At 71.8% G+C, this 19,512-nt stretch carries 21 protein-coding genes; 14 read left to right on the top strand and 7 right to left on the bottom strand.

Features of this window, described 5'->3' with window-relative positions; translation table 11 throughout:
• Nucleotides 1-137: 137 nt before the first annotated feature.
• Complete coding sequence (locus ACFY2Q_RS26575; RefSeq protein ID WP_387134774.1) at nt 138-974, top strand: nitroreductase/quinone reductase family protein; 837 nt, start codon at nt 138-140, stop codon at nt 972-974.
• A gap of 26 nt (nt 975-1,000) precedes the next feature.
• On the opposite strand, the gene ACFY2Q_RS26570 is transcribed toward ACFY2Q_RS26575, so the two are convergent.
• Complete coding sequence (locus ACFY2Q_RS26570; RefSeq protein ID WP_387134771.1) at nt 1,001-1,774, bottom strand: lysophospholipid acyltransferase family protein; 774 nt, start codon at nt 1,772-1,774, stop codon at nt 1,001-1,003.
• Nucleotides 1,775-1,976: 202 nt separating this feature from the next.
• Here ACFY2Q_RS26570 and ACFY2Q_RS26565 point away from each other — a divergent pair, with 202 nt between their 5' ends.
• The 3 genes from ACFY2Q_RS26565 to eis all read left to right on the top strand — a co-directional run bounded on the left by ACFY2Q_RS26565 (nt 1,977) and on the right by eis (nt 5,685).
• Nucleotides 1,977-3,392, top strand: coding sequence for a cytochrome ubiquinol oxidase subunit I (locus ACFY2Q_RS26565; protein WP_387134768.1), 1,416 nt, complete (start codon nt 1,977-1,979; stop codon nt 3,390-3,392).
• Nucleotides 3,393-3,406: 14 nt separating this feature from the next.
• Nucleotides 3,407-4,405: a cytochrome d ubiquinol oxidase subunit II gene (gene cydB, locus ACFY2Q_RS26560; protein WP_387134765.1), complete on the top strand. Its 999-nt coding sequence runs from the start codon at nt 3,407-3,409 to the stop codon at nt 4,403-4,405.
• Between the two features lie 86 nt (nt 4,406-4,491).
• Nucleotides 4,492-5,685, top strand: a complete 1,194-nt coding sequence (gene eis / locus ACFY2Q_RS26555; protein ID WP_387134762.1) for an enhanced intracellular survival protein Eis — start codon at nt 4,492-4,494, stop codon at nt 5,683-5,685.
• Between the two features lie 99 nt (nt 5,686-5,784).
• On the opposite strand, the gene ACFY2Q_RS26550 is transcribed toward eis, so the two are convergent.
• Complete coding sequence (locus ACFY2Q_RS26550; RefSeq protein ID WP_387134760.1) at nt 5,785-6,231, bottom strand: hypothetical protein; 447 nt, start codon at nt 6,229-6,231, stop codon at nt 5,785-5,787.
• A 95-nt stretch (nt 6,232-6,326) separates the two neighbouring features.
• Between ACFY2Q_RS26550 and ACFY2Q_RS26545 the strand changes: the two genes are divergently transcribed.
• On the top strand, nt 6,327-6,773 hold the full coding sequence (locus ACFY2Q_RS26545; RefSeq protein WP_387134757.1) for a MarR family winged helix-turn-helix transcriptional regulator: 447 nt from the start codon (nt 6,327-6,329) through the stop codon (nt 6,771-6,773).
• A gap of 6 nt (nt 6,774-6,779) precedes the next feature.
• Here ACFY2Q_RS26545 and ACFY2Q_RS26540 read toward each other — a convergent pair whose 3' ends face one another.
• The 3 genes from ACFY2Q_RS26540 to ACFY2Q_RS26530 form a co-directional block, all read right to left on the bottom strand.
• Nucleotides 6,780-7,466 (bottom strand): hypothetical protein, encoded by a 687-nt coding sequence (locus tag ACFY2Q_RS26540; protein WP_387134754.1) that lies wholly within the window; start codon nt 7,464-7,466, stop codon nt 6,780-6,782.
• 83 nt (nt 7,467-7,549) lie between these two features.
• Complete coding sequence (locus ACFY2Q_RS26535) at nt 7,550-8,011, bottom strand: peroxiredoxin (protein ID WP_387134751.1); 462 nt, start codon at nt 8,009-8,011, stop codon at nt 7,550-7,552.
• 46 nt (nt 8,012-8,057) lie between these two features.
• Nucleotides 8,058-8,891, bottom strand: a complete 834-nt coding sequence (locus ACFY2Q_RS26530; RefSeq protein ID WP_387134748.1) for a patatin-like phospholipase family protein — start codon at nt 8,889-8,891, stop codon at nt 8,058-8,060.
• A gap of 89 nt (nt 8,892-8,980) precedes the next feature.
• Between ACFY2Q_RS26530 and ACFY2Q_RS26525 the strand changes: the two genes are divergently transcribed.
• The 4 genes from ACFY2Q_RS26525 (at nt 8,981) to ACFY2Q_RS26510 (ending at nt 12,430) form a co-directional block, all read left to right on the top strand.
• Nucleotides 8,981-9,709: an SDR family NAD(P)-dependent oxidoreductase gene (locus ACFY2Q_RS26525; RefSeq protein WP_387134746.1), complete on the top strand. Its 729-nt coding sequence runs from the start codon at nt 8,981-8,983 to the stop codon at nt 9,707-9,709.
• Between the two features lie 137 nt (nt 9,710-9,846).
• Nucleotides 9,847-10,152 carry a DUF6403 family protein gene (locus tag ACFY2Q_RS26520; protein ID WP_387134743.1) on the top strand — a complete coding sequence of 102 codons (306 nt, stop codon included), beginning with the start codon at nt 9,847-9,849 and terminating at the stop codon, nt 10,150-10,152.
• Nucleotides 10,149-11,507, top strand: a complete 1,359-nt coding sequence (locus ACFY2Q_RS26515; RefSeq protein ID WP_387134741.1) for a hypothetical protein — start codon at nt 10,149-10,151, stop codon at nt 11,505-11,507. Before ACFY2Q_RS26520 ends, ACFY2Q_RS26515 begins: the two co-directional genes overlap by 4 nt.
• The gene (locus ACFY2Q_RS26510) at nt 11,504-12,430 is read left to right on the top strand and encodes a hypothetical protein (protein ID WP_387134738.1); all 927 of its coding nucleotides are present in this window, start codon (nt 11,504-11,506) and stop codon (nt 12,428-12,430) included. The genes ACFY2Q_RS26515 and ACFY2Q_RS26510 overlap by 4 nt, the downstream gene beginning before the upstream one ends.
• A 33-nt stretch (nt 12,431-12,463) precedes the next feature.
• Here the strand turns inward: ACFY2Q_RS26510 and zwf are convergent, their stop codons facing one another.
• Nucleotides 12,464-13,843, bottom strand: a complete 1,380-nt coding sequence (gene zwf / locus ACFY2Q_RS26505; RefSeq protein ID WP_387134736.1) for a glucose-6-phosphate dehydrogenase — start codon at nt 13,841-13,843, stop codon at nt 12,464-12,466.
• Nucleotides 13,844-14,091: 248 nt separating this feature from the next.
• Between zwf and ACFY2Q_RS26500 the strand changes: the two genes are divergently transcribed.
• The 3 genes from ACFY2Q_RS26500 to ACFY2Q_RS26490 all read left to right on the top strand — a co-directional run bounded on the left by ACFY2Q_RS26500 (nt 14,092) and on the right by ACFY2Q_RS26490 (nt 17,065).
• Entirely contained in the window at nt 14,092-14,877 is a 786-nt protein-coding gene (locus ACFY2Q_RS26500; protein WP_387134734.1) for a hypothetical protein, read from the top strand.
• Between the two features lie 2 nt (nt 14,878-14,879).
• On the top strand, nt 14,880-16,079 hold the full coding sequence (locus ACFY2Q_RS26495; RefSeq protein WP_387134731.1) for an FAD-dependent monooxygenase: 1,200 nt from the start codon (nt 14,880-14,882) through the stop codon (nt 16,077-16,079).
• Between the two features lie 62 nt (nt 16,080-16,141).
• On the top strand, nt 16,142-17,065 hold the full coding sequence (locus tag ACFY2Q_RS26490; protein WP_387134727.1) for an IclR family transcriptional regulator: 924 nt from the start codon (nt 16,142-16,144) through the stop codon (nt 17,063-17,065).
• On the opposite strand, the gene ACFY2Q_RS26485 is transcribed toward ACFY2Q_RS26490, so the two are convergent.
• On the bottom strand, nt 16,996-17,616 hold the full coding sequence (locus ACFY2Q_RS26485; protein ID WP_387134724.1) for a cysteine hydrolase family protein: 621 nt from the start codon (nt 17,614-17,616) through the stop codon (nt 16,996-16,998). The genes ACFY2Q_RS26490 and ACFY2Q_RS26485 overlap by 70 nt on opposite strands.
• A 172-nt stretch (nt 17,617-17,788) precedes the next feature.
• Here ACFY2Q_RS26485 and ACFY2Q_RS26480 point away from each other — a divergent pair, with 172 nt between their 5' ends.
• Complete coding sequence (locus ACFY2Q_RS26480) at nt 17,789-18,583, top strand: ABC transporter ATP-binding protein (protein WP_387134722.1); 795 nt, start codon at nt 17,789-17,791, stop codon at nt 18,581-18,583.
• Nucleotides 18,584-18,604: 21 nt separating this feature from the next.
• Nucleotides 18,605-19,477 carry an ABC transporter permease gene (locus ACFY2Q_RS26475; protein WP_387134719.1) on the top strand — a complete coding sequence of 291 codons (873 nt, stop codon included), beginning with the start codon at nt 18,605-18,607 and terminating at the stop codon, nt 19,475-19,477.
• Nucleotides 19,478-19,512 lie beyond the last annotated feature (35 nt).

Genomic DNA, 19,512 nt, shown 5'->3' with positions numbered 1-19,512 from the left:
GAGGCCCGCCCTGCCTCCGCTTCGCCCTTACGTTCGCCCGCCCGCGTCGTGTCGTCGCCGCCGCATGGCCGACCCATTCCTGCCTGCCCGTGCCCGCCGCGCCGTGTCGTGGCGGGCCCCTGTTCACCGGGAGTCACATGCCCCACACCTTCAACGACGACGTCATCGCGGAGTTCCGCGCCAACGGCGGTCGCGTCGGCGGTTGGTTCGCCAACGCCCGCCTGCTGCTGCTCACCACCACCGGGGCGCGCACCGGCGCGCCGCACACCACCCCGCTGGGTTACCTGCCCGACGGCGGCGAGCGGGTCCTGGTCATCGCGTCCGCCGGTGGCGCGCCACGCGACCCGCAGTGGTTCCGCAACGTGCGTGCCGATCCGCTGGTCACGGTGGAGGACGGGGTGTTCACCTATCGGGCCCGCGCCGAGGTGCTGACCGGGGCCGACCGCGACGCGGTCTTCGCCCGGGCGGTGGCGGCGGACCCCGGCTGGGGCGAGTACCAGGACCGGGCGGGGCGCGTGCTTCCGGTCGTGGCGCTGGAGCCGCTGCCGGGTCCGCCCACGCCGCCGCCGGGTCCGCCGGGCGCGGCGCTCGTCGCCGTGCACGACGCGTTCCGGCGGGAACTCGCGCTGATCCAACAGGAGGTCGACGACGCGGGCCCGCAGGTGGGCGCGCAGTTGCGGGTGAACTGCCTGAGCCTGTGCCAGGGGCTGCACGGCCACCATGAGCGCGAGGACGCCGGCCTGTTCGCCTGGCTCGCCGACCAACGGCCCGATCTGGCCCCGGTGCTGGCCCGGCTCGCCGACGAGCACCGGGCGATGGCGGCGGTGCTGGACGAGCTGCGTGTCGTCCTGGGCACGCCACAGCCGGACCGGGAGGTGCTGCGCCGCGAGGTGGCCCGGCTCACCGAGCAGGTGCGGTCGCACCTGGCGTACGAGGAGGAGCAGCTCGTGCCGCTGCTGGACGCCGCCCGCTGACGTGTACCGGTCGGGCTGGCCCTGGGTCAGCCCGACCGGCGGCGGTGTGCGCGGCTGGTGTCGCTCGGGCGGCCGGGGTCGACGTACCGGGGTGTGTCGGGCTCGTCGGGGCGCAGCGGGGCGAGGGCGTCGGTGAGCGCATCGATGATCCGGTCGGTGGCCCGGCGGGCGGCGCCCGGATCGGCGGCGTCGATCTCGCGCAGGTCGACGGGTTCGGCGAAGTGCACGCGGATCACCGGCCGGCGCCAGACCGCCCGGGCGAGGCCGCGCAGCATTCCGCGGGGCGCCCGGTAGGGAAGCACCTCGTGGGCGCCCCACTGGGCGACGGGGATGACCGGGGCGGCGCAGTCCAGGGCGAGCCGGGCGGCGCCGGTCTTGCCGCGTTCGGGCCACATGCCGGGGTCCAGGCCGATGCGTCCCTCCGGGTAGATGAGGATCACCGAGCCCGCGGCGACGGCGGTGGTGGCGGCGTCGAGTGCCCGGTGCACGGCTGTCGTGCCGCGGTCGACGCGGATGTGCCCGGCGTGGCGCATGAGGGTGCCGAGCAGCGGTGCGCGGAACAGCCCGGCGGTCGCCATGGCCCGGGGAGCGATGCCGCGGAGCTGGCAGGCGGCGACCATCACCACTGGGTCGAAGGGGCTGATGTGGTTGGCGGTCAGCACAAGCGGGCCGCGGCGCAGGTGCGCCGGGACGTCGCCGGTGACCTCAAGGCGGGCCAGGAGGCTGACCAGGGCCCGGGCCAGCAGTTGGGCGGCGCGCCAGATCAACGGCGGTTGCCAGGGGGTGTGCGCGGTGTCCATCAGCGCGCCATCGTCGCACGCGGCGGCAGGGCCGCGAGGGCCGGTCGGCTGGTTGCCCTCCTCGGCTGAAGAGGGGCCGGGCGGCCGGGGTGATCAGGGTCATTGGTCCCGGGCTGGTTCGGGCCGGCAGGCCCTGCCGCTTTTTCTACGACGAGCAGTAGTATTTACTACGTCTCGTAGTATAAAAAGCTGGGGGTTTCAGGTGGACGCGTTAGACGTCGCCCGGTGGCAATTCGGTGTCACCACCGTCTACCACTTTCTGTTCGTGCCGCTGACCATCGGGTTGTCGGTGCTGGTGGCGATTCTGCAGACGATGTGGCACCGCACCGGCAACGAGCGCTACCTGAAGCTCACCAAGTTCTACGGCAAGCTGTTCCTGATCAACTTTGCGATGGGTGTGGTCACCGGCATCGTGCAGGAGTTCCAGTTCGGCATGAACTGGAGCGACTACTCCCGCTTCGTCGGCGACATCTTCGGCGCGCCCCTGGCCATCGAGGCGCTTGTCGCCTTCTTCCTCGAATCCACATTCATCGGCCTGTGGATCTTCGGCTGGGACCGACTGCCGAAGCGGCTCCACCTGGCAAGCATCTGGGCCGCAGCGATCGGCACCAACCTCAGCGCGTACTTCATCCTCGCGGCCAACTCCTTCATGCAGAACCCGGTCGGCTTCCGGCTCAACCCCGACACCGGCCGCGCCGAGCTGACCGACTTCGTGGCGGTGCTCACCAACAAGGTCGCCCTGATCACCTTCCCGCACACACTGGCCGGCTCGTTCCTGGTCGCCGGCTCGCTTGTCGTGGCCGTCGGCCTGTACCACGTGATCCGCAACCGGGACTCCGCCGACACCGGCGCGTACCGCTTCGCCACGAAGTTCGGCTCCTGGGTCGTCCTGGTCTCCTCCGCCGCCGTCGTGCTCACCGGTGACATCCAGGGCAAGATCATGACGCAGGTGCAGCCGATGAAGATGGCCGCCGCCGAAGGGCTCTACACCACCGAGAGCCCCGCCTCGTTCTCCGTGCTCACCATCGGCAGCCTCGACGGCAGCCGCGAGGTGTTCGCCCTCAAGATCCCGTACCTGCTGTCGTACCTGGGCACCGGCGACCCGAACGGCACCGTGCACGGCATCAACGACCTGCAGGCCCAGTACGCCGCCCAGTACGGCGCCGGCAACTACACCCCGATCATCCCGGTCACCTACTGGAGCTTCCGCTTCATGATCGCTTTCGGGCTGGCCGCCGCCGCCATCGCCCTGCTGGTGCTCTGGACCCAGCGCAAGGGCCGCACCCCGAGCAGCAAGTGGCTGCTGCGCGCCGGGCTGGCCATGCCGGTGCTGCCGCTGCTGGCCAACTCCTTCGGCTGGATCTTCACCGAGATGGGCCGCCAGCCGTGGATCGTCTTCGGCGAGATGCTCACCCGCGACGGCGTGTCCCGCAGCGTCTCGCTGGCCGAGGTGCTGACCTCGTTCACCGCCTTCACGCTGATCTACGCCACCCTCGCCGTGATCGAGGTCAAGCTGCTGCTGCGCTACGCCAAGGCCGGCGTGCCCGACGTCAGCGAACAGCCACCCATCGACGACACCCATGACGACTCCGAGCGTCCGCTCGCCTTCGCCTACTGATCCCGGAGCCCATCGTGGACCTCACCACCATCTGGTTTCTCCTCGTCGCCGTGCTGTTCACCGGCTACTTCATCCTGGAGGGCTTCGACTTCGGCGTCGGCATGCTGCTGCCCGTGCTCGGCCGCAACGACCGTGAACGCCGCGTCCTCATCAACACCATCGGCCCGGTCTGGGACGGCAACGAGGTCTGGCTGATCACCGCCGGTGGCGCCATGTTCGCCGCCTTCCCCGAGTGGTACGCCACCCTCTTCTCCGGCTTCTATCTGCCGCTGCTGCTGATCCTGCTGGCCCTGATCGCCCGGGGCGTGGCCTTCGAATACCGGCACAAGCGCCCCGAGGCCTCCTGGAAGCGCCGCTGGGACGCCGCCATCGTGGTCGGCTCACTGGTGCCGGCGATCCTGTGGGGTGTCGCCTTCGCCAACATCCTGCGCGGCGTGCCGCTGGACGCCGACCACGAGTACGTCGGCGGCCTGCTCAACCTGCTCAACCCGTACGCCCTGCTCGGCGGCGCGACCACCCTCGCGCTGTTCCTCACCCACGGCGCGGTGTTCCTGGCTCTGAAGACCACGGGCGACATCCGCGAGCGCGCCGGCGCCCTCGCGGTGCGCCTGGGCATCGGCACCGCAGTGCTCGCGGTGGGCTTCCTGACCTGGACGCTCACCATCCGCTCCAGCGCGGCCGCCGTCGTGCTCGCCGTGGGCGCGGCAGTCGCCCTGCTCGGTGGTCTGGCCGCCGCCAAGGTACGCCGAGAGGGCTGGGCCTTCACCGGTACGGCAGTGGCGATCGGTCTGGCGGTGGCCACCCTGTTCGCGGCGCTGTTCCCGAACGTCATGCCGTCCACCCTGGACGCGGCGGGCACGCTGACCACCACCAACGCGGCCTCCACCCCGTACACCCTGAAGATCATGACCTGGGTGGCGGTGATCTTCACCCCGATCGTGCTTGCCTACCAGGGCTGGACGTACTGGGTGTTCCGCAAGCGCATCGGCGTGGCCAACATCCCGCAGCACTGACCGCCGGGGCGCGGGGCCGACACCGGCCCCGCGCCCCGGGCCGGAATGGGGCGGTCGGCGAAGATCCATCCCGCTAGGGTGTGCCGATGCCCGCCATCGTGCACGTCCGCGAACTCACCGTCGACGACCTCGACGACGCCTGGGAGCTGGGCCGGCTCGCGTTCGGCTCGGACCCGCAACGGCCCGCGCACCACACCGCCGCAGTGCCCGGCATGACCCGCTACGGCGCGTTCGACGACAACGGCCGGCTCGTCGGCAAGGCCGTGGACCTGCACCACGACCAGTGGTGGACCGGACGGGCGGTGCCCGCCGCCGACGTGGCCGGTGTGGCGGTCGCGCCCGAGGCCCGGGGCGGGGGAGTGGCCCGCGCGATGCTCAGCGCGCTGCTGCGGGGCGCCCACGAGCGCGGCGCGGCGATCAGCGCGCTGTATCCGACCGTCGCCGCCCCCTACCGGGCCTGCGGCTGGGAGGCCGCCGGCGTGCTGCACACCCTCGACCTGGCCACCGCCGCGTTGCCCCGGCACCGGCCGAATCCCCGGCTCACCGTCCGCACCGGTACGCCCGCCGACCTGCCCGCCGTCACCGACCTGTACGAGCGGGTCGTCCGGCACCGCAACGGTCCGCTCACCCGCCGGGGCGAGTTGTTCGACTTCTTCGCCGCCGACGGCGGGCTGCCCGGCGACGGGCTCACCCTCGTCGAGGATGGCGGCGGCCTGGTCGGCTATGCCAGCTGGGAGCGGGGCCGGGGCTACCACGCCGAGTCCGTGCTCACCGTCGACGAGGCTCTGGCCGTCAACCCCGAGGCCGCTCGGGAACTCGTCGGCGTGCTCGCCAGTTGGGCAAGCGTCGCGCCGACGGTGCGGCTGTGCCCGCTCGACGGCGACGCCGTCGGCCCTCACCTGCCACTGGAGGCGGCCCGCGAACACCAGCGGAAGCTGTGGATGCACCGCCCGGTGGACGTGACTCGCGCCGTCGCCGCACGCGGGTGGCCCGCCCACGCCCGGGGCGCCGTCGACTTCGCCCTCGCCGACCCGCTCGCCGAGTGGAACTCCGGCGCCTGGCGCTTGGTCGTCGCCGACGGCGCCGCCGAGCTGACCCGGGTCGATGGCGAGCCGGACCTGCGCCTGGACGTACGGGGCTTCGCCCTGCTCTACGCCGGCGCCGCCCCCGCCCGCTCGGTGGCGCAGGCCGGTCTGCTGCACCACACCGCTGGCGTCGACCCGGCTGCCCTGGACCTCCTGGCGGTCGGCGGCCCGGCGCAGTTGCTCGACTACTTCTGACCGGCCGCTGCCGGGCCTATTCGTGTGATCGACTCGGGTTCTGGGAAACCGGGGTGTCCGGGCGACCGGGACAGGCCGACGTCCAGGAAGCCGAGTCGATCACACGGTTCCGGGCAGCTCGGCGTTGGCGCGCTGGGTGACCAGGGTGAGCACCCGGGCGACGGTGGCCGCCTCGTCGGCCGGGATGTCCGCGTACAACCGGGCGGTGATGCCCGCGACGACGGCGGCGACGCGGGCCTGCACGTCGTGGCCGGTGTCGGTGAGCTGCATGCGCGGGTCGTCGACGTCCGGGGAAGCGCTGCGCGCGAGGTCGGCGTCGAGGATGCCGGTGATGATCTCGTGCACCGCCGGCTCGTCGACCTTGAGCGTGCTGGTGATCCGGTGCACGATCCGTGTGCGCTCGACGGGGCCGGCGGCGAGGACGTTGAGGGCGAGCACCTGCCCGAAGGTGAGCCCGAGCGGCGCGACGGCACGCTCCAGCAGGGCCCGGGTGGCGTAGTGGGCCTGGCCGATGACCTGGCCGGTGAGTGTGGGAGTGGTGGACATGACGCCTCCTTCGAAACGTTGGCTACGCCAACGTTGGTGCGGCCAACGTAACATGGATCGTGGGTCGCGCCAACGATTCCTGTTAGGCTGCCGCCATGGAGTCCCCGCAGTCACCCGCCGGGCTACGCACCACCCCGAGCTGGCTGCTCAACCAGGCCGCCCGCCACGCCGCCCGCCTGCTGAGCGAGGGCTTCGCCGCGCACGACCTGCGCGGCTACCACTACCGCCTGCTCGCCACGCTGGCCGCGGAGGGGCCCGCCAGCCAGGCCGACCTCGGCAGACGCTGCGGCATCGACCGCAGCGACGTGGTGGCAGCCGTCAACGACCTGGCCGGTCGAGGACTCGTCGTACGCGCCCCCGACCCGGCCGACCGCCGCCGCAACGTCATCAGCCCCACCGCCGCCGGAGTCGACGAGGCCCGCCGGATGGGTGAGACCGTCGACCGCGTCCAGCGCGACCTGCTCGCCCCGCTGTCCGCCGCCGAGGGTGAGCAGCTGACCCGCCTGCTCACCCGGCTGGTCGAGCACCACAACGGGCGCTGACCCGCCTCAGCGGGCCTCGCGCAACTCCGCCAACCGTGCCTCGATCTCGGCCAGCTCGGCGCGCAGCTTCTCGGCCTGCTGCTCCGCCTCGGCCCGCTCGGTGCCGAGGATCTGCTCCACCGCCTCCTGCACGCCGGGCACGTCGACAAGCGCCACCATCCTCAACGCCTCGGCCGGCTTCACCACGTACGGCTTCGCGAGCGCCTTGCTGCCCTGCTGCGCGGCGACCGTCCACTCACCGTCGGCGTACGCAAGCGTCACCGTGAGGCCCGCCGGGCCCTTCGGCTTGACGGCCTTGACCGCCCGCCGCGCCGGCGGCTTCTCCGTCTGCTCCACCTTGGGCTCCTCCTGTCGCTGCGCGGGCACCCGCGGCGTGTCCAACACGAACTCCGGCGCCGCCACCGCGGGCGGCTCCTGCGGCTCGGGCTCCGGCTTCGGCTCCACCACCCGACGGCCCGCGCCCTTGGGCGCCACGGCCAGATCGGCGGGGGAGAACGGCAGCTCGTCACGGCCGAACCGCACCACCACGAACTCGTCGGACACCTCGGGGTCGGTCAGCTCGATCACCTGACCGACCTGGCCGGCGATCTGCCCCGCCGACGCGGTGAACACCACTCTCGGCTTACGCCCGGCCGCCAACCCCTCGCGGATGCTCTGCACCTCGTCAGTGGACAAACCCTGGCCGGCATCCATCACTACCCTCTTCCGTACACCTGTTTGATTGCTGTCTTGATACCAGCCCACTGCGACACCCGCCGCACGGGGTTCGCGCCCGCTCAGCCGCCCAGTGCCCGCAGTGCCCGGTCCGCGTGGTCGTTCATGCTGACCTCGCTGTGGATCACCTCGATGATCCGCCGGTCCGCGCCGATGACGAACGTCATCCGCCTGGTGCTCAGCGGGCCCAACGGCAGCCACCGACGCACGCCGAACCGCTGCGCCACAGCCCGGTCCTCATCCGACAGCAGTGGATAGTCGAAGCCGTGCAGCCGGGAGAACTCGGCCTGCTTGGCCACCGGGTCGGCGCTGATGCCCACGCGGGTCGCGCCCACGGCCGCGAACTCCGCCGCCAGATCCCGGAAGTGGCAGCTCTCCGCCGTGCAGCCCCGGGTCATCGCTGCCGGATAGAAGAACAGCACCACAGGTCCGGTCGCCAGGAACTCCGACAGCCGCCGTGGCGTGCCCGTCTCGTCCGGCAGCTCGAAGTCCTCGACCACGTCGCCGACCTTCACACCCGCCACCGCGCACCTCCGTTGGTCAGTCCGGCCAGGCGGTGAGCGTAAGCGATCACGCCCAGAGCGCCGCCACCTCGTCGGCGATCACCGCCGCCTGCGCCCGACCGGCCCGCGCCGACCCAGCCCGCCGCGCCGGATCCAGCACGTTGCGGCCGATCGCCTTACGCGCGCCCGCGTCCGGCGTCACGAGCACGACCCGCGACCCGGCGGCCCGCAACGCGGCCACCTGCGCGGACAACCGTGGCATCGGGCCGAACGCCCCCGACGTCGGCGCGATCACCAGCACCCGCCGGGCGTCGGCCGCCAGGTCCGCGTTCACCGGCGAGCGCATCCCTCCGTCGACGTAGCGGCGCACGCCGACAGTCACCGGCGGCCACACCCCGGGCACCGCGCAGCTCGCGCCCACCGCGTCCACAAGGGCCACGCCGCTGTCGGCGTCGAACACCACGAACTCGCCGGAGGCCGCGTCCACCGCCGTGATCAGCAGCCGTCGCGCCGGCCACTCCCGCACCGGCAGGCGGGCCTCGATGACCGCGCGCCGCGACGCCTCCGACGAGGTACGCGCCGCCACCGCCATCGCCCCGATCCGCGCCCGCGACCGCACCGGGTCGCGGGTCCGGCCACCGGCCCACACCAGACGCGCCAACGCCGCGAAGCCCAACCGTGCCGCCCGCTCGCCCGACGGTGGCGCCAACTGCTCGGCGTACAGCTGCTCCAGCGGCACCCCCGAGCACACCTGCGCGCCCACCACCGAACCCGCCGACGTGCCCACCACCAGATCCGCCTCGGAGACGTCCACGCCCCGCTCGGCCAACCCCGCCAGCAGCCCCAGCTCCCAGGCCACGCCAGTCACCCCGCCACCACCGAGCACCAACGCCCGCTGCATGTGACTCTCCTCTCGACGACCGGCCCGCGCCGGTCACGGTAGCGTCGGCGCATCCGGTTCGCAGCCACCAGACACCCCGGGAGGGCGCCGTGGCACCCGTCACCGTCATCACCGGCGGCGGCCGGGGCATCGGCGCGGCCACCGCCCGCCGCCTCGCCGCGGCCGGCCACCACATCGCCCTGTGCTACCGCAGCGACCATGCCGCCGCCGAGACGGTCCTGGCCGACCTTCGGGCCACCGGCGTCTCGGCCGTGGCGGTGTGCGCCGACACCACCGACCCCGACCAGGTCGACGAGCTGTTCACCGCCGCCGCGCGGCTCGGCCCGCTCACCGGCCTGGTCAACAACGCCGGTGTCACAAGCCCCATCGGGCCGTTCACCGAGCTGCGCGTCGAGGACCTGCGCCGCGTCGTCGACGTCAACCTCATCGGGTACGTCCTCTGTGCCCAGCAGGCGGCCCGCCGGATGACCGACGGTGGGGCCATCGTCAACGTGTCGTCGGCCGCCGCGACCCTCGGCGGGCCGGGGGAGTACGTGCACTACGCCGCCGTCAAGGGCGCCACCGACACCCTCACCGTAGGCCTCGCCAAGGAACTCGCCCCGCGCGGCATCCGGGTCAACGCCGTCGCCCCCGGCATCGTGCGCACCGACATCCACGCCGTCTCCGGCGTACCCGACCGTCCCGACAGCGCTGCCGGCCGCATTCCGCTGGGCCGCGCCGGCGAACCCGACGAGATCGCCGCCGCCGTCGCCTGGCTGCTCGGCCCGGACGCCTCGTACGCCACAGGCACGGTGCTGCGCGTCGCCGGCGGTCTCTGACCACTGCGCCCTCGCCCGGCCGACCGGGACTCGTTCGCGCCGATTCGACAGCGTCAGTCAGACTCGATCATGCCCCCCGCGTCTGCCCGGCTTTCGTCGAGCAGCCCCGTACCCCCCTCGTCCGATGGTTGGAGCGCATGTCCCACACCCTCCTGGTCTGGTTGGTTGGCGGCGTCCTGCTCGTGGGCGCGGGCCTCGCCACGACAGTGGTCCCCGCCCGGCGCGCACGGGACCGCAAACGGCAGACCGCCTGGTCCGCCGCCCGCGCGGCCATCGACAGCGCGGCCGTCAGCCGGGACGCGGCGACGAGCCCGGTGCCCGCGGCCGAGCAGTTGCTGGCCCGCGCCGAGTTGATCGCCGCCGGCCGCGGCGGGGTCTCCGCCGCGCGAACGGCGGAGCAGCACGCGCAGCAGGCCGACCGGTTGTGGCGGACGCAGCGGTGACGGCCCGCCGGCCGCACCACCGCACGCTGCTGCGCTGGGCGCTCCTCGGCGTCGCCGCGGTCATCCTGGTGATCTTCGTGCAGGCCCAGCAGCAACACGGCGCCGACGTCAGCTACGGGCGGTCCCCGGCTGACTCGGCGACGATCCCGAAGAACCCGGTGCCCCGATCGGGCGACCCGACCGTGCCGTCGGTGGAGGAGATGACCGCGCTTGTCGCCGCCAGCCCCGTGGTGCGGCTGCCCGGTTCGATCGCGCACTGGGACGAGCAGCGGGTCAGAGAGGCAGCCGGCGACCACCCCGTCCGCATCCTGGTCGCGCCGCCCTGGCTCGACGAGGACGAGAGGCGTCGGCTACGCGAGGTGGAGAACGCCACGATCGTGGTGAGCGGCACCGACGTGTCCGGCGACATCTACCGGGCCGTACCCGATGACCTGACCGGCTGGCGCGCGCAGTTCGCCACCGCCGACGTGACAGGCCCCCTCGTGACACTTATCGCCGCGCTGCGGGACGTGCCCGCCCCGCCCGACCACGATGGGCTGCGGTGGCGTGAGCCGACCGGCCCGGAGGTGGCCGCCGTCGCCGCCGACCTGCGGGCCAAGGGCCTGCACGCCGCGCCCGGAGCGAGCCTCACCGGCGTGCCCGGCAAGGCCGCGACCACCGCCTTCCCGGACGGCGCCCTGTACGTGGCGCTTCCCGCGCAGCCGTTCGGCGAACCCCTGCCCCGGTTCGGGCCGGCCCTGACCGGCCTGTTTCCGGGCACCCCGATCATCGTGATGTACGGCAACTGGATCGAATACCACGGCCCGGCGGCGGACTTCGCCGAGGTGGCCGGGGCGAGCTTCTACGGCCACTTCGCCGACCGGATCAGCCAGTACGACTATCCCCAGGATCAGGTGCTGGCGGTCTACCTGAACCGGGTCACCGACATCCGCTACTCGGGGCTGTTCGACCGTCCACTGCCGTACCAGCCGGTCGACCCGCTGCGGGTGGCGCTGCCCGCGCTGCCGTGGCTGTTCGCGGGCTGCGTGGCGGCGTTCCTGGCCCTGTCGGTCCGGTCGCTGCGCCGGCCGGACGGCATGGGGATCCGGCAGGGCGCCGGCGCGCCCGCCCGACTGGCCGGTCTCACCGCGCTCGCCGTCGAGATGTCCCTGCTGACCGACGCCCGCAGCAATCCGGCGTTGACCCGGGGCATCGTGAAGCTCCAGGCGGCACGTGCCGCGTTGGACGAGGGCCTGCCGGAGCACCACGTACGTTCGTTGCTGAACGAGGCGTCCGACGAACTGGACGACAGCGCCCGGACGTCGGGGCTCGTCAGTTACCGTCCGGACCTCTATCTGCAGGGCAGGTTGTCGTGAAACAGTCCGTCCGGCGATGGCTCGCCGCCCTGGTCGGCACGCCCTTCGGCCTCGCCGTCCTGGCCTGTCTGGTGCTGGCCGGCTGGGCGCTGTGGACCGGCGGGGTGCTCGACGGTCCGGCCGCCCGCCAGGTCCGCACCTCCTCCGTCTACGCGGCACCCGGCGTCGACCTGGACCGGGCCGCCGCCGAACGGATCATCGGCAACCGCAGGCTTGTCGTGCTGCTGCTGGAGCCGGGCGCCGACCTGCGGGAGGGCTGCCGCCAGGTCACGCGCGCCGTTGACGGCAACGTCGTGCTGGTGTTGAGCCGCGACGGCGACGACTACGACACGTACGGGTGCGCGCTGCTGCCCGGGCGCGACGACGAGAACTTCGGCAAGTCCGCGGTGGCAGAGTCGATCATCCGTCGGGGCGTCGACACGTTCCCCGACCGTCCGCTGGAGGCGCTGAAGGTCGTCACCGTCAACTACGACCTGCTGGTGAAGGCCGGCACCGTCCCCGACGGCACGCGCACGATCAGCCCGTCGCTGCCCCGCTTCCTGCTCGCGGTGGCGGCCCTCGCGGCAGTCGTCGTCGGCGCGGCGACCCTCTACATCGGAGGCCGCCGGGCGGGTCGGCTCGCGAACGCCCGCCGGCGTCGCCGCGACGAGAACGCCGACGGACGCAGCGCGCTGAGCGCCGCCGCCGCCGTGCTGGCCCAGCAGATCATCGACCTCGACAAGCGGTACGCGGCGAACCGACGCCAAGCCCGTGTCAGCGACGTCGAGAGGGACTTCGGCAGGCGGTACGTGGCACTGACCTCGGACTACGCCGAACTGCTCGACCGCATCGCCACGGTGGACGCGGACGACGACGCGGCGGTACGCCGGCTCGTCGAGCACGTCGATGCGCTGAGCCGGCGAGCAGCGCAGGTGAGTGGCTGACGGCGTGGGCCCGCTCGGCGAGCGCACGCACGGTCATCGCAGGTCCGGGGTGTGCCAGCCGCCGGCGAGCGCGTCGGCGTCCGCCGGACCCCAACTGCCCTTGTCGTACGTCTGCACGGGTGTCGCCAGGTCCAGGATCGGCTCGACGATGCGCCATTCCTGCTCGATGGTTTCCGCGCGGGCGAACCGGAGGTGCTGCCCGTCCATCGCGTCGTCGAGCAGCCGCTCGTACGCCTCCTGCCGGCGTCCGAGCGCCGCGCCGAAGTCCACGGACAGGTCCACCGGACGGCTGGCCACCTCCGCGCCGGGGCTCTTCGCCTGGATCGACATGGTGATGCCGTCGCCGTGGCCCAGCCGGAACCGCAGCCGGTTCGCAGGCGTCGCGGCGCCGTCCGCGGCGGGAATGAGGGACCGCTGCGGCTGCTTGAACTCGACCACGACCTCGGTCGCCGTGCCGGGCAGGGACTTTCCGGTGCGCAGATAGAACGGCACCCCCGCCCAGCGGGGCGAGTCGACGGTCAGCTGGGTGGCGACGAACGTCTCCGTGTTCGAGTCCGGCCGAACGCCCGGCTCGTCCCGGTAGCCGGCGTACTGTCCCCGCACGGTGGATTCCGGTGCCAGCGGCGCGATCTGCCGCAGCACCGCCACCTCCGCCGCGCGGAACGCGTCGGTGTCGTCGGCGGCCGGCGCGTCCATCGCGATGAGCGCCACGACCTGCAGGATGTGGTTCTGGAGTACGTCGCGGGTGGCCCCGACGGTGTCGTAGAAGCCGGCGCGGCCCTGGGTGCCGAAGCCCTCGGCGAGGGTGACCTGGATGTTGTCGATGTGCTCGGCGTTCCACAGCGGCTCGAACAGCCGATTGGCGAATCGGAAGGCGTAGAGGCCCTCGACGGCCTCCTTGCCGAGGTAGTGGTCGATGCGGAACACGCGCTGCGGGTCGAAGGCCGCGCGCAGGGTGCGGTCCAGTTCGTGGGCGGACGCCAGGTCGCGGCCGAACGGCTTCTCCACGATCACCCGGCCCCGGTCGGCCAGGCCCACCGCGGCGAGTCCGTCGACGACGGCGCCGAACACCGCCGGCGGAATCGCGAGGTAGAAGATCGGTCGTTCGGCGTCGCGCAGGCGCTCGGCCAGCCGCTTGTAGGTGGTGGGGTCGGCGTAGTCGCCGGAGATCATCGAGAGGTTGGCCGCCAGGGCGTCGAACGTCTCGTCGTCGATCTGGGGATTGGCTTCGGCGATCGACTTGCGGGCGGTGGTGACGAGCTGCTGGTCGTCCCAGGGGGAGCGGGCCACGCCGATCACGGGGACGTCGAGGCGGTCGCGTCTGGTCAGCTCGTACAGCGCCGGAAAGAGCTTCTTCGAGACGAGGTCTCCCGTGACGCCGAACAGCACTATCGCGTCTGAGCGCACGCGCATGGTTCTTCCATCCGATCGGAGTGAAACCTGATCTTCCGAACGGAGAACCTCCCGACCCCTCGTCGAATTCCCCGCGTGAGGCCCGCGACAGGGCAGCGGCGGGCCCCGACGCCCAGATTGTAGGCAGTTGCCCTGGTCAGATGGGTGTGAGCGGCTGCCCGTGATGGGTTGACCGACCCCACCGCAGCCCCTATCGTTCCAGTACGTAGAACGCCGTACGGCTCAGTCGAACGATTTGGCGGTAGATAGTGGTCGACGCAGCTCTGGGCATCATTGTTCCACCGGCCAACCCGACGGTGGAGCCCGAACTCCGCCGCCTGCTGCCGGCGCGGGTCCGCTACCACACCGCCCGCCTGCCGGTCGTGAACGGCTCACTCGCGCAGCGGCTGGACCGCTACGCCGACCTGCTGCCGGACACCGCGGCCACGCTCGACGGCCTGGGCCTGCGGGCCACCTACGTCGCCTGCACCGGCTGCTACTACCGGCCGGGGCGCGACACACAGCGCACCGACGGCGCGGCCACCGAGCGGCTCGGCTCGCCGGTGTTCGGAGCGGCCGCCGCCGTGCGGCAGGTGCTGGACCGCCTCGCGGTGCGGTCACTGACACTTGTCTCGCCGTACCCGGACTGGCTCACCGAGCAGGCGGCGGCGTTCTGGCGGGCGACCGGCCGCAGGGTCGACACGCCCGTGCCGGTGCCCGGCACCGGCGCCATCTACGACCTCACCTCGACCACCGTGCGCGACACCGTGCGCCAGACCCTCGAGTCACTGGCCGACAGCTTCCCGCCCGGGCACGCGGTGCTGCTGACCGGAACGGGCGCGCCCAGCCTGGACGTCCTCGACGAGGTCCTGCCGCAGGCACCCCTGCCGGTGCTGTCGTCGAACCTGGCCGGTGCCTGGCAACTGCTGGAGACCGCCGGCATCACCGACCTGGCGAGTGAGTCGCCCAGCCCGGCGCTGCGGCACCTGGCCGCGACCCTGGCCCAATCCCCCTCGACCGGTTTCGTCGGCGGTATCGCCGGCGGGAAGGAGTGAACGTGGCGCCATCCAGTCACGCCGTGCAAGCACCCGTCGTCGTCCTCGGCGGCGGACCGGTGGGCATGGTGACCGCCCTCGCCCTGGCCCGCCGGGACATCCCGGTGATCGTCCTCGAACGCGGCCCCGACGAGGTGCAGTCGGAATGGCGCGGTTCGACAGTTCACCCGCCGACGACCGAACTGCTCGACGAGCTCGACCTGGCCGGCCCGCTGCTCAAGGAGGCGGTCCGGGTTCAGCGGCTGGACTACCGCGACCTGGAGCTGACCGAGTCCGCCTGCTTCTCCTACGAGGCGCTCGAAGGTGAGACCCGGTATCCGTTCCGGTTGCAGTACGAGCAGTACAAGCTGGTCCGACTGCTGCGCCAGGCGGTCGCGGAGGCGCCGAACGTGGACATCCGGTTCGGGCACGAGGTCGTCGGCGTGCGCCAGGACGACACGCACGTCGAGTTGGACGTCGCGGTGGGCGACACCCGGACCGTGGTGGCCTCCCCGTGGGTGGTGGCGGCCGACGGCGCGCACAGCATCGCCCGCAAACTGCTCGACGTCCCGTTCCCCGGCTTCACGTACCCGTCGCTGAGCCTGGTCGTGGCCACGCCGTTCCGCTTCGAGGACGCGGTGCCCGACCTCGGCGCGGTCGGATACTGGTCCGGCCCCAAGGGTCGCTTCTCGCTGATCAGGACACCCGACATCTGGCGTGCGGCGCTGTCGACGGGGACCGGGGTCGACGAGGAGCCGCCGACCGGCACCCACCCGGCGTTCCTGGCCGCCGTCGAGCTGTTGCTGGGCGGTCAGCCCGACGCCCGGGAGTTGCCGCTGAGCCAACACCAGCTGTACCGCAGCCACCAGCGACTCGCGGCCTCCTTCCGGATCGGCCGTGTGCTGCTCGCCGGCGACGCCGCCCACCTGAGCAGCACCACCGGGGGCATGGGTCTGAACTCGGGCATCCACGACGCGGTTGCGGTCGCCGCCGCGCTGGCCGAGTCCGACCCGGACGCTGCTACCAGCGAGTACGCGCAGCGCCGCCGGTCGGTCGCCGAGCGCTTCGTCCAGCCGACCACTACCGAGAATCGCACCTCGGCGGACGGTGTCGAACTGGCCGGGCGCCGCGAGCGGCTGCTGCGCCTGCGGGCACTCGCCGAGAACCCCGAGGATGCCCGAGAGTACCTCCGGCGTGTCAGTATGCTCGGGATCCAGCACTAGGCGCCGGGCCCACCACAGTCGACCGCTTGCGTGCTCACATGCACCTTCGAGAGGTGATCTGAATGGGGATCAGCGTGCCGGTGACTGAGCCGGAGGATGGTCATCGCTACACGACGAGCGGCCTGGGTCGGGCGCTGGCCGTGATCGACCTGCTCGCCGAGCGCAGCCCGGAGATGATCGGGGTGTCCACTGTCGCGCGGGAGTTGAACCTGCCCAAGGCGGTGGCCCATCGCATCCTGAAGGAGTTGACGGCCAACCAGTTCGTCACCTTCGACGAGGGCACCCGGCGCTACCGGCTCGGGCCGGGCGCCCTCGCGGTCGGCCTGGCCGCCCTGCGCGCCATCGACGTGCAGGCGATCACCAATCGGCACATGCGGCGGTTGGTGGAGGCCACGGGGGAGACGGCGACGCTGTCGATGCGACAGGGCTGGGTGCGGGTCTACACCGACCAGGTGCTGTCGCCGCACGAGATCCGGATGTCGGTCACGCTCGGCTCCCGACATTCGCTCGTCGCCGGATCGTCGTCCAAGGCGATCCTGGCGGCACTGCCGGATTCCGAGATCGCCGAATACCTCGCGACCCACGAGCTGGTCTCGGTCACCGCTGCCACCATCACGTCGGTCGAGCAGCTCTGGGCCGACCTGCGGGTGGTCCGTGAGCAGGGCTACGCGGTGAGCCGGGGCGAACGGCAGGCCGGCGCGGCGAGCGTGGCGGCAGCGATCCGGTTGGCCTCCGGCGAGGTCTACGGGTCGCTGTCGCTGTGCGGCCCACAGGACCGCTTCTCGTCGCAACTGCTCGCCGAGTACGGCGAACTGGTGGCCGACGCGGCCCGCCAGGTCAGCGCCGAGCTGGGCTACCAGCCGGCGGCGGCGGATGGGGCCCCGGAGCCGGTGGAGCGCAAGCGCGTTACCCGGCGTCAGGCGACCCGGTCCGTCGCGGACCACGCCGCGACCAGTTCGGCCGAGGTCGTGGTCTCGCAGAAGTAGAAGCCCAGGTTGCGGATCGCCGCTTCGGCGAGGTCCGCGCGGGTCCAGCCGACCAGGTCGGTCGGCATCGTGGTGGTCAGGTCGGCCATGTACGCGTCGCGGATGGTGGAGTCCACGCAGACGTTGGCGGCCGTACCGACCACCACCACGTGGTCACGTCCGTGCGCGCGGAGCAGGTTGTGCAGGGGCGTGCCGACGAACGCGCTGTAGCGCGTCTTCTCCAGGTGGCAGTCGCCCGGCTCGGGGTGCAGGCCGTCGGCCAGCTCGGCGCCCCAGGAGCCGGCGGCGCAGACGCTGAGCGGGCTGCGGCCCATCGCCTCGGCGCGTGCCCGCCGGGCCGGTGACACGAGCTGCTCGTGGGCGGCCTGACGTACCCAGATGACCAGGCAACCGGCGGTCCGCGCGTGGTCGAGGAAGCTCGGCAGCCGGCGGGCGAGGTCGGCGTTGACGCTGACATCGGCGCCGAGGTTCGCCATGGCTCCGGTGGGGGCGCAGAAGTCGTTCTGCATGTCGATGACCAGCACCGCAGTGCGTTGAGCCAGTCGTTCCATGGCAGTTCCTCCGGAGTTGGGCGATTAGTAAGGAACTAGTGGTATGGAGTCGGGCCCTGTGGGCCATTGACCTTGCCGCCGAACATAGCTTACGTTCCCTCCAACAGAACGGCGTACTGCACAAGCGAACAAATTCGCGTTAATCGCGGACCGGTCGGTGACAGGGGTAGCCATGAGTGCGATCAAAGTGGAGGGCGTCAGCAAGGTCTTCGCCGGCGCCGGTGGGCAGTCGATGGTCGCGTTGAGCGACGTATCGCTCGACATCGCCGACGGCGAATTCGTCGTGCTGCTGGGCCCGTCCGGGTGCGGCAAGACGACCCTGCTGCGGATCATCGGTCAGCTGGAGAGCCCGACCGTGGGGCGGGTACGGCTCGACCACGGTGGGCAACAGGAGAACGCCGACCGCCCGCTGGGCTTCGTCTTCCAGGAGGCCACCCTGATGCCGTGGCGGTCGACGGGCGCCAACGTCGCCCTGCCGCTGGAGATGGCCGGCGTCGGCCGGAGCGAGCGCACGGCGAAGGTCCGGGAGATGCTGTCCCTCGTCGGGCTCCCCGACGCGGAGAACAAGCTCCCGCACCAGCTGTCGGGCGGCATGCGGCAGCGGGTGTCCATCGCCCGGGCGTTGGCACACGACCCGCAGGTGCTGCTCATGGACGAGCCGTTCGGCGCCCTGGACGCGCAGACCCGCGACATGATGAACGCGGAGTTGCAGCGCATCTGGCTGGAGAACCGCAAGACGGTCGTCTTCGTGACGCACTCCGTCTCCGAGGCGGTGTTCCTGGCCGACCGCATCGTGATGCTGGGGACCAAGCCCGGGCACATCCACTCCATCACCGAGGTGACGCTGCCTCGGCCGCGCACCCTCGCGATGACCGAGTCCGCCGAGTTCCGCGCCCTCGCTACCGAGCTGCGTCGGCAGATCGGCGAGGTGCAGGACAACGACATTCGACCCGCCGTCTCGGCCTGAGCAGCACTTGAGGTGTCGCACGTGAGCACTACAGATCAGCGCCACCCGGCGCCGACGACGTCTTCCGCACAGCAGCTCCGCCCGCCGCCGCCGACCCTGTCGCAGCGGCTGCGCAACAACCGCTGGTTGTCCTTCTACACCAGCCCTCTGCTGATCGCGTTGTTCCTGGTCCTCTGGAAGGTGTACGTCGAGGTCACGGACCTGTCCCGGTTCGTGCTGCCGCCGCCCGAGGCGGTGTTCAAGTCATTCCTCGAGCAGATCACCGACCCGTTCGTGTGGCAGACGCACATCTGGACGACCTTCTACGAGGTCATGATCGGTCTGGCACTGGCCATCGTGCTGGGTGTCGGGCTCGGCCTGATGATCGGCAAGTCGCCGCTGTTCGACCGGATCGTCCGGCCGTTCATCGTCGCCACCCAGGTGGTGCCGAAGGTCGCGCTGGTGCCACTGTTCATCCTCTGGCTGGGCTTCGGCCCGTCGTCGAAGGTGGTCATGGCGGCGCTGCTGGCCTTCTTCCCGCTGCTGATCAACACCTCGTTCGGCGTCCGTTCCGTGCCGAGCTCCATGCACGACCTGATGACGACCCTGAAGGCGTCGCGCTGGGAGCGGTTCTGGCGGGCCGACCTGCCGTACACGATGCCGTTCATCCTGGCCGGCATGGAGCTGGCGGTCGTCCAGGCGACAATCGGCGCGATCGTCGGTGAGTATCTCGGCGGTGACAAGGGCCTCGGCCGGTACGCCGTCAACCTGCAGAACGGCCTCCAGGTCGACAAACTGTTCGGCGCGATCCTGATCATGGCGTTGTTCGGCTTCACCCTCTACAGCATCGTGACCGGTGCCCGCCGCCTGCTGATCCCCTGGCACGAGTCGGTGCAGCCCCGCCGCACCCCCTGACGGGCCCCGCTCCACACCCCCACCTCCGATCCACG

This window comes from Micromonospora sp. NPDC000316 (genome assembly GCF_042898885.1).
Lineage (GTDB): Bacteria > Actinomycetota > Actinomycetes > Mycobacteriales > Micromonosporaceae > Micromonospora.
Note: the sequence above shows the minus strand (reverse complement) of the source record. Positions and strands in the feature narration are given on the sequence as shown.

Excerpts from the sequence above, each read along its gene's own strand:
- ACFY2Q_RS26490 (WP_387134727.1), top strand. The coding sequence starts at position 16,142 with ATGGGGATCAGCGTGCCGGTGACTGAGCCGGAGGATGGTCATCGCTAC.
- zwf (WP_387134736.1), bottom strand. The coding sequence starts at position 13,843 with ATGCGCGTGCGCTCAGACGCGATAGTGCTGTTCGGCGTCACGGGAGAC.
- ACFY2Q_RS26550 (WP_387134760.1), bottom strand. The coding sequence starts at position 6,231 with ATGTCCACCACTCCCACACTCACCGGCCAGGTCATCGGCCAGGCCCAC.
- ACFY2Q_RS26520 (WP_387134743.1), top strand. The coding sequence starts at position 9,847 with ATGTCCCACACCCTCCTGGTCTGGTTGGTTGGCGGCGTCCTGCTCGTG.
- ACFY2Q_RS26485 (WP_387134724.1), bottom strand. The coding sequence starts at position 17,616 with ATGGAACGACTGGCTCAACGCACTGCGGTGCTGGTCATCGACATGCAG.
- ACFY2Q_RS26530 (WP_387134748.1), bottom strand. The coding sequence starts at position 8,891 with ATGCAGCGGGCGTTGGTGCTCGGTGGTGGCGGGGTGACTGGCGTGGCC.
- ACFY2Q_RS26545 (WP_387134757.1), top strand. The coding sequence starts at position 6,327 with ATGGAGTCCCCGCAGTCACCCGCCGGGCTACGCACCACCCCGAGCTGG.
- ACFY2Q_RS26480 (WP_387134722.1), top strand. The coding sequence starts at position 17,789 with ATGAGTGCGATCAAAGTGGAGGGCGTCAGCAAGGTCTTCGCCGGCGCC.
- eis (WP_387134762.1), top strand. The coding sequence starts at position 4,492 with ATGCCCGCCATCGTGCACGTCCGCGAACTCACCGTCGACGACCTCGAC.
- ACFY2Q_RS26570 (WP_387134771.1), bottom strand. The coding sequence starts at position 1,774 with ATGGACACCGCGCACACCCCCTGGCAACCGCCGTTGATCTGGCGCGCC.
- ACFY2Q_RS26540 (WP_387134754.1), bottom strand. The coding sequence starts at position 7,466 with ATGGATGCCGGCCAGGGTTTGTCCACTGACGAGGTGCAGAGCATCCGC.
- ACFY2Q_RS26575 (WP_387134774.1), top strand. The coding sequence starts at position 138 with ATGCCCCACACCTTCAACGACGACGTCATCGCGGAGTTCCGCGCCAAC.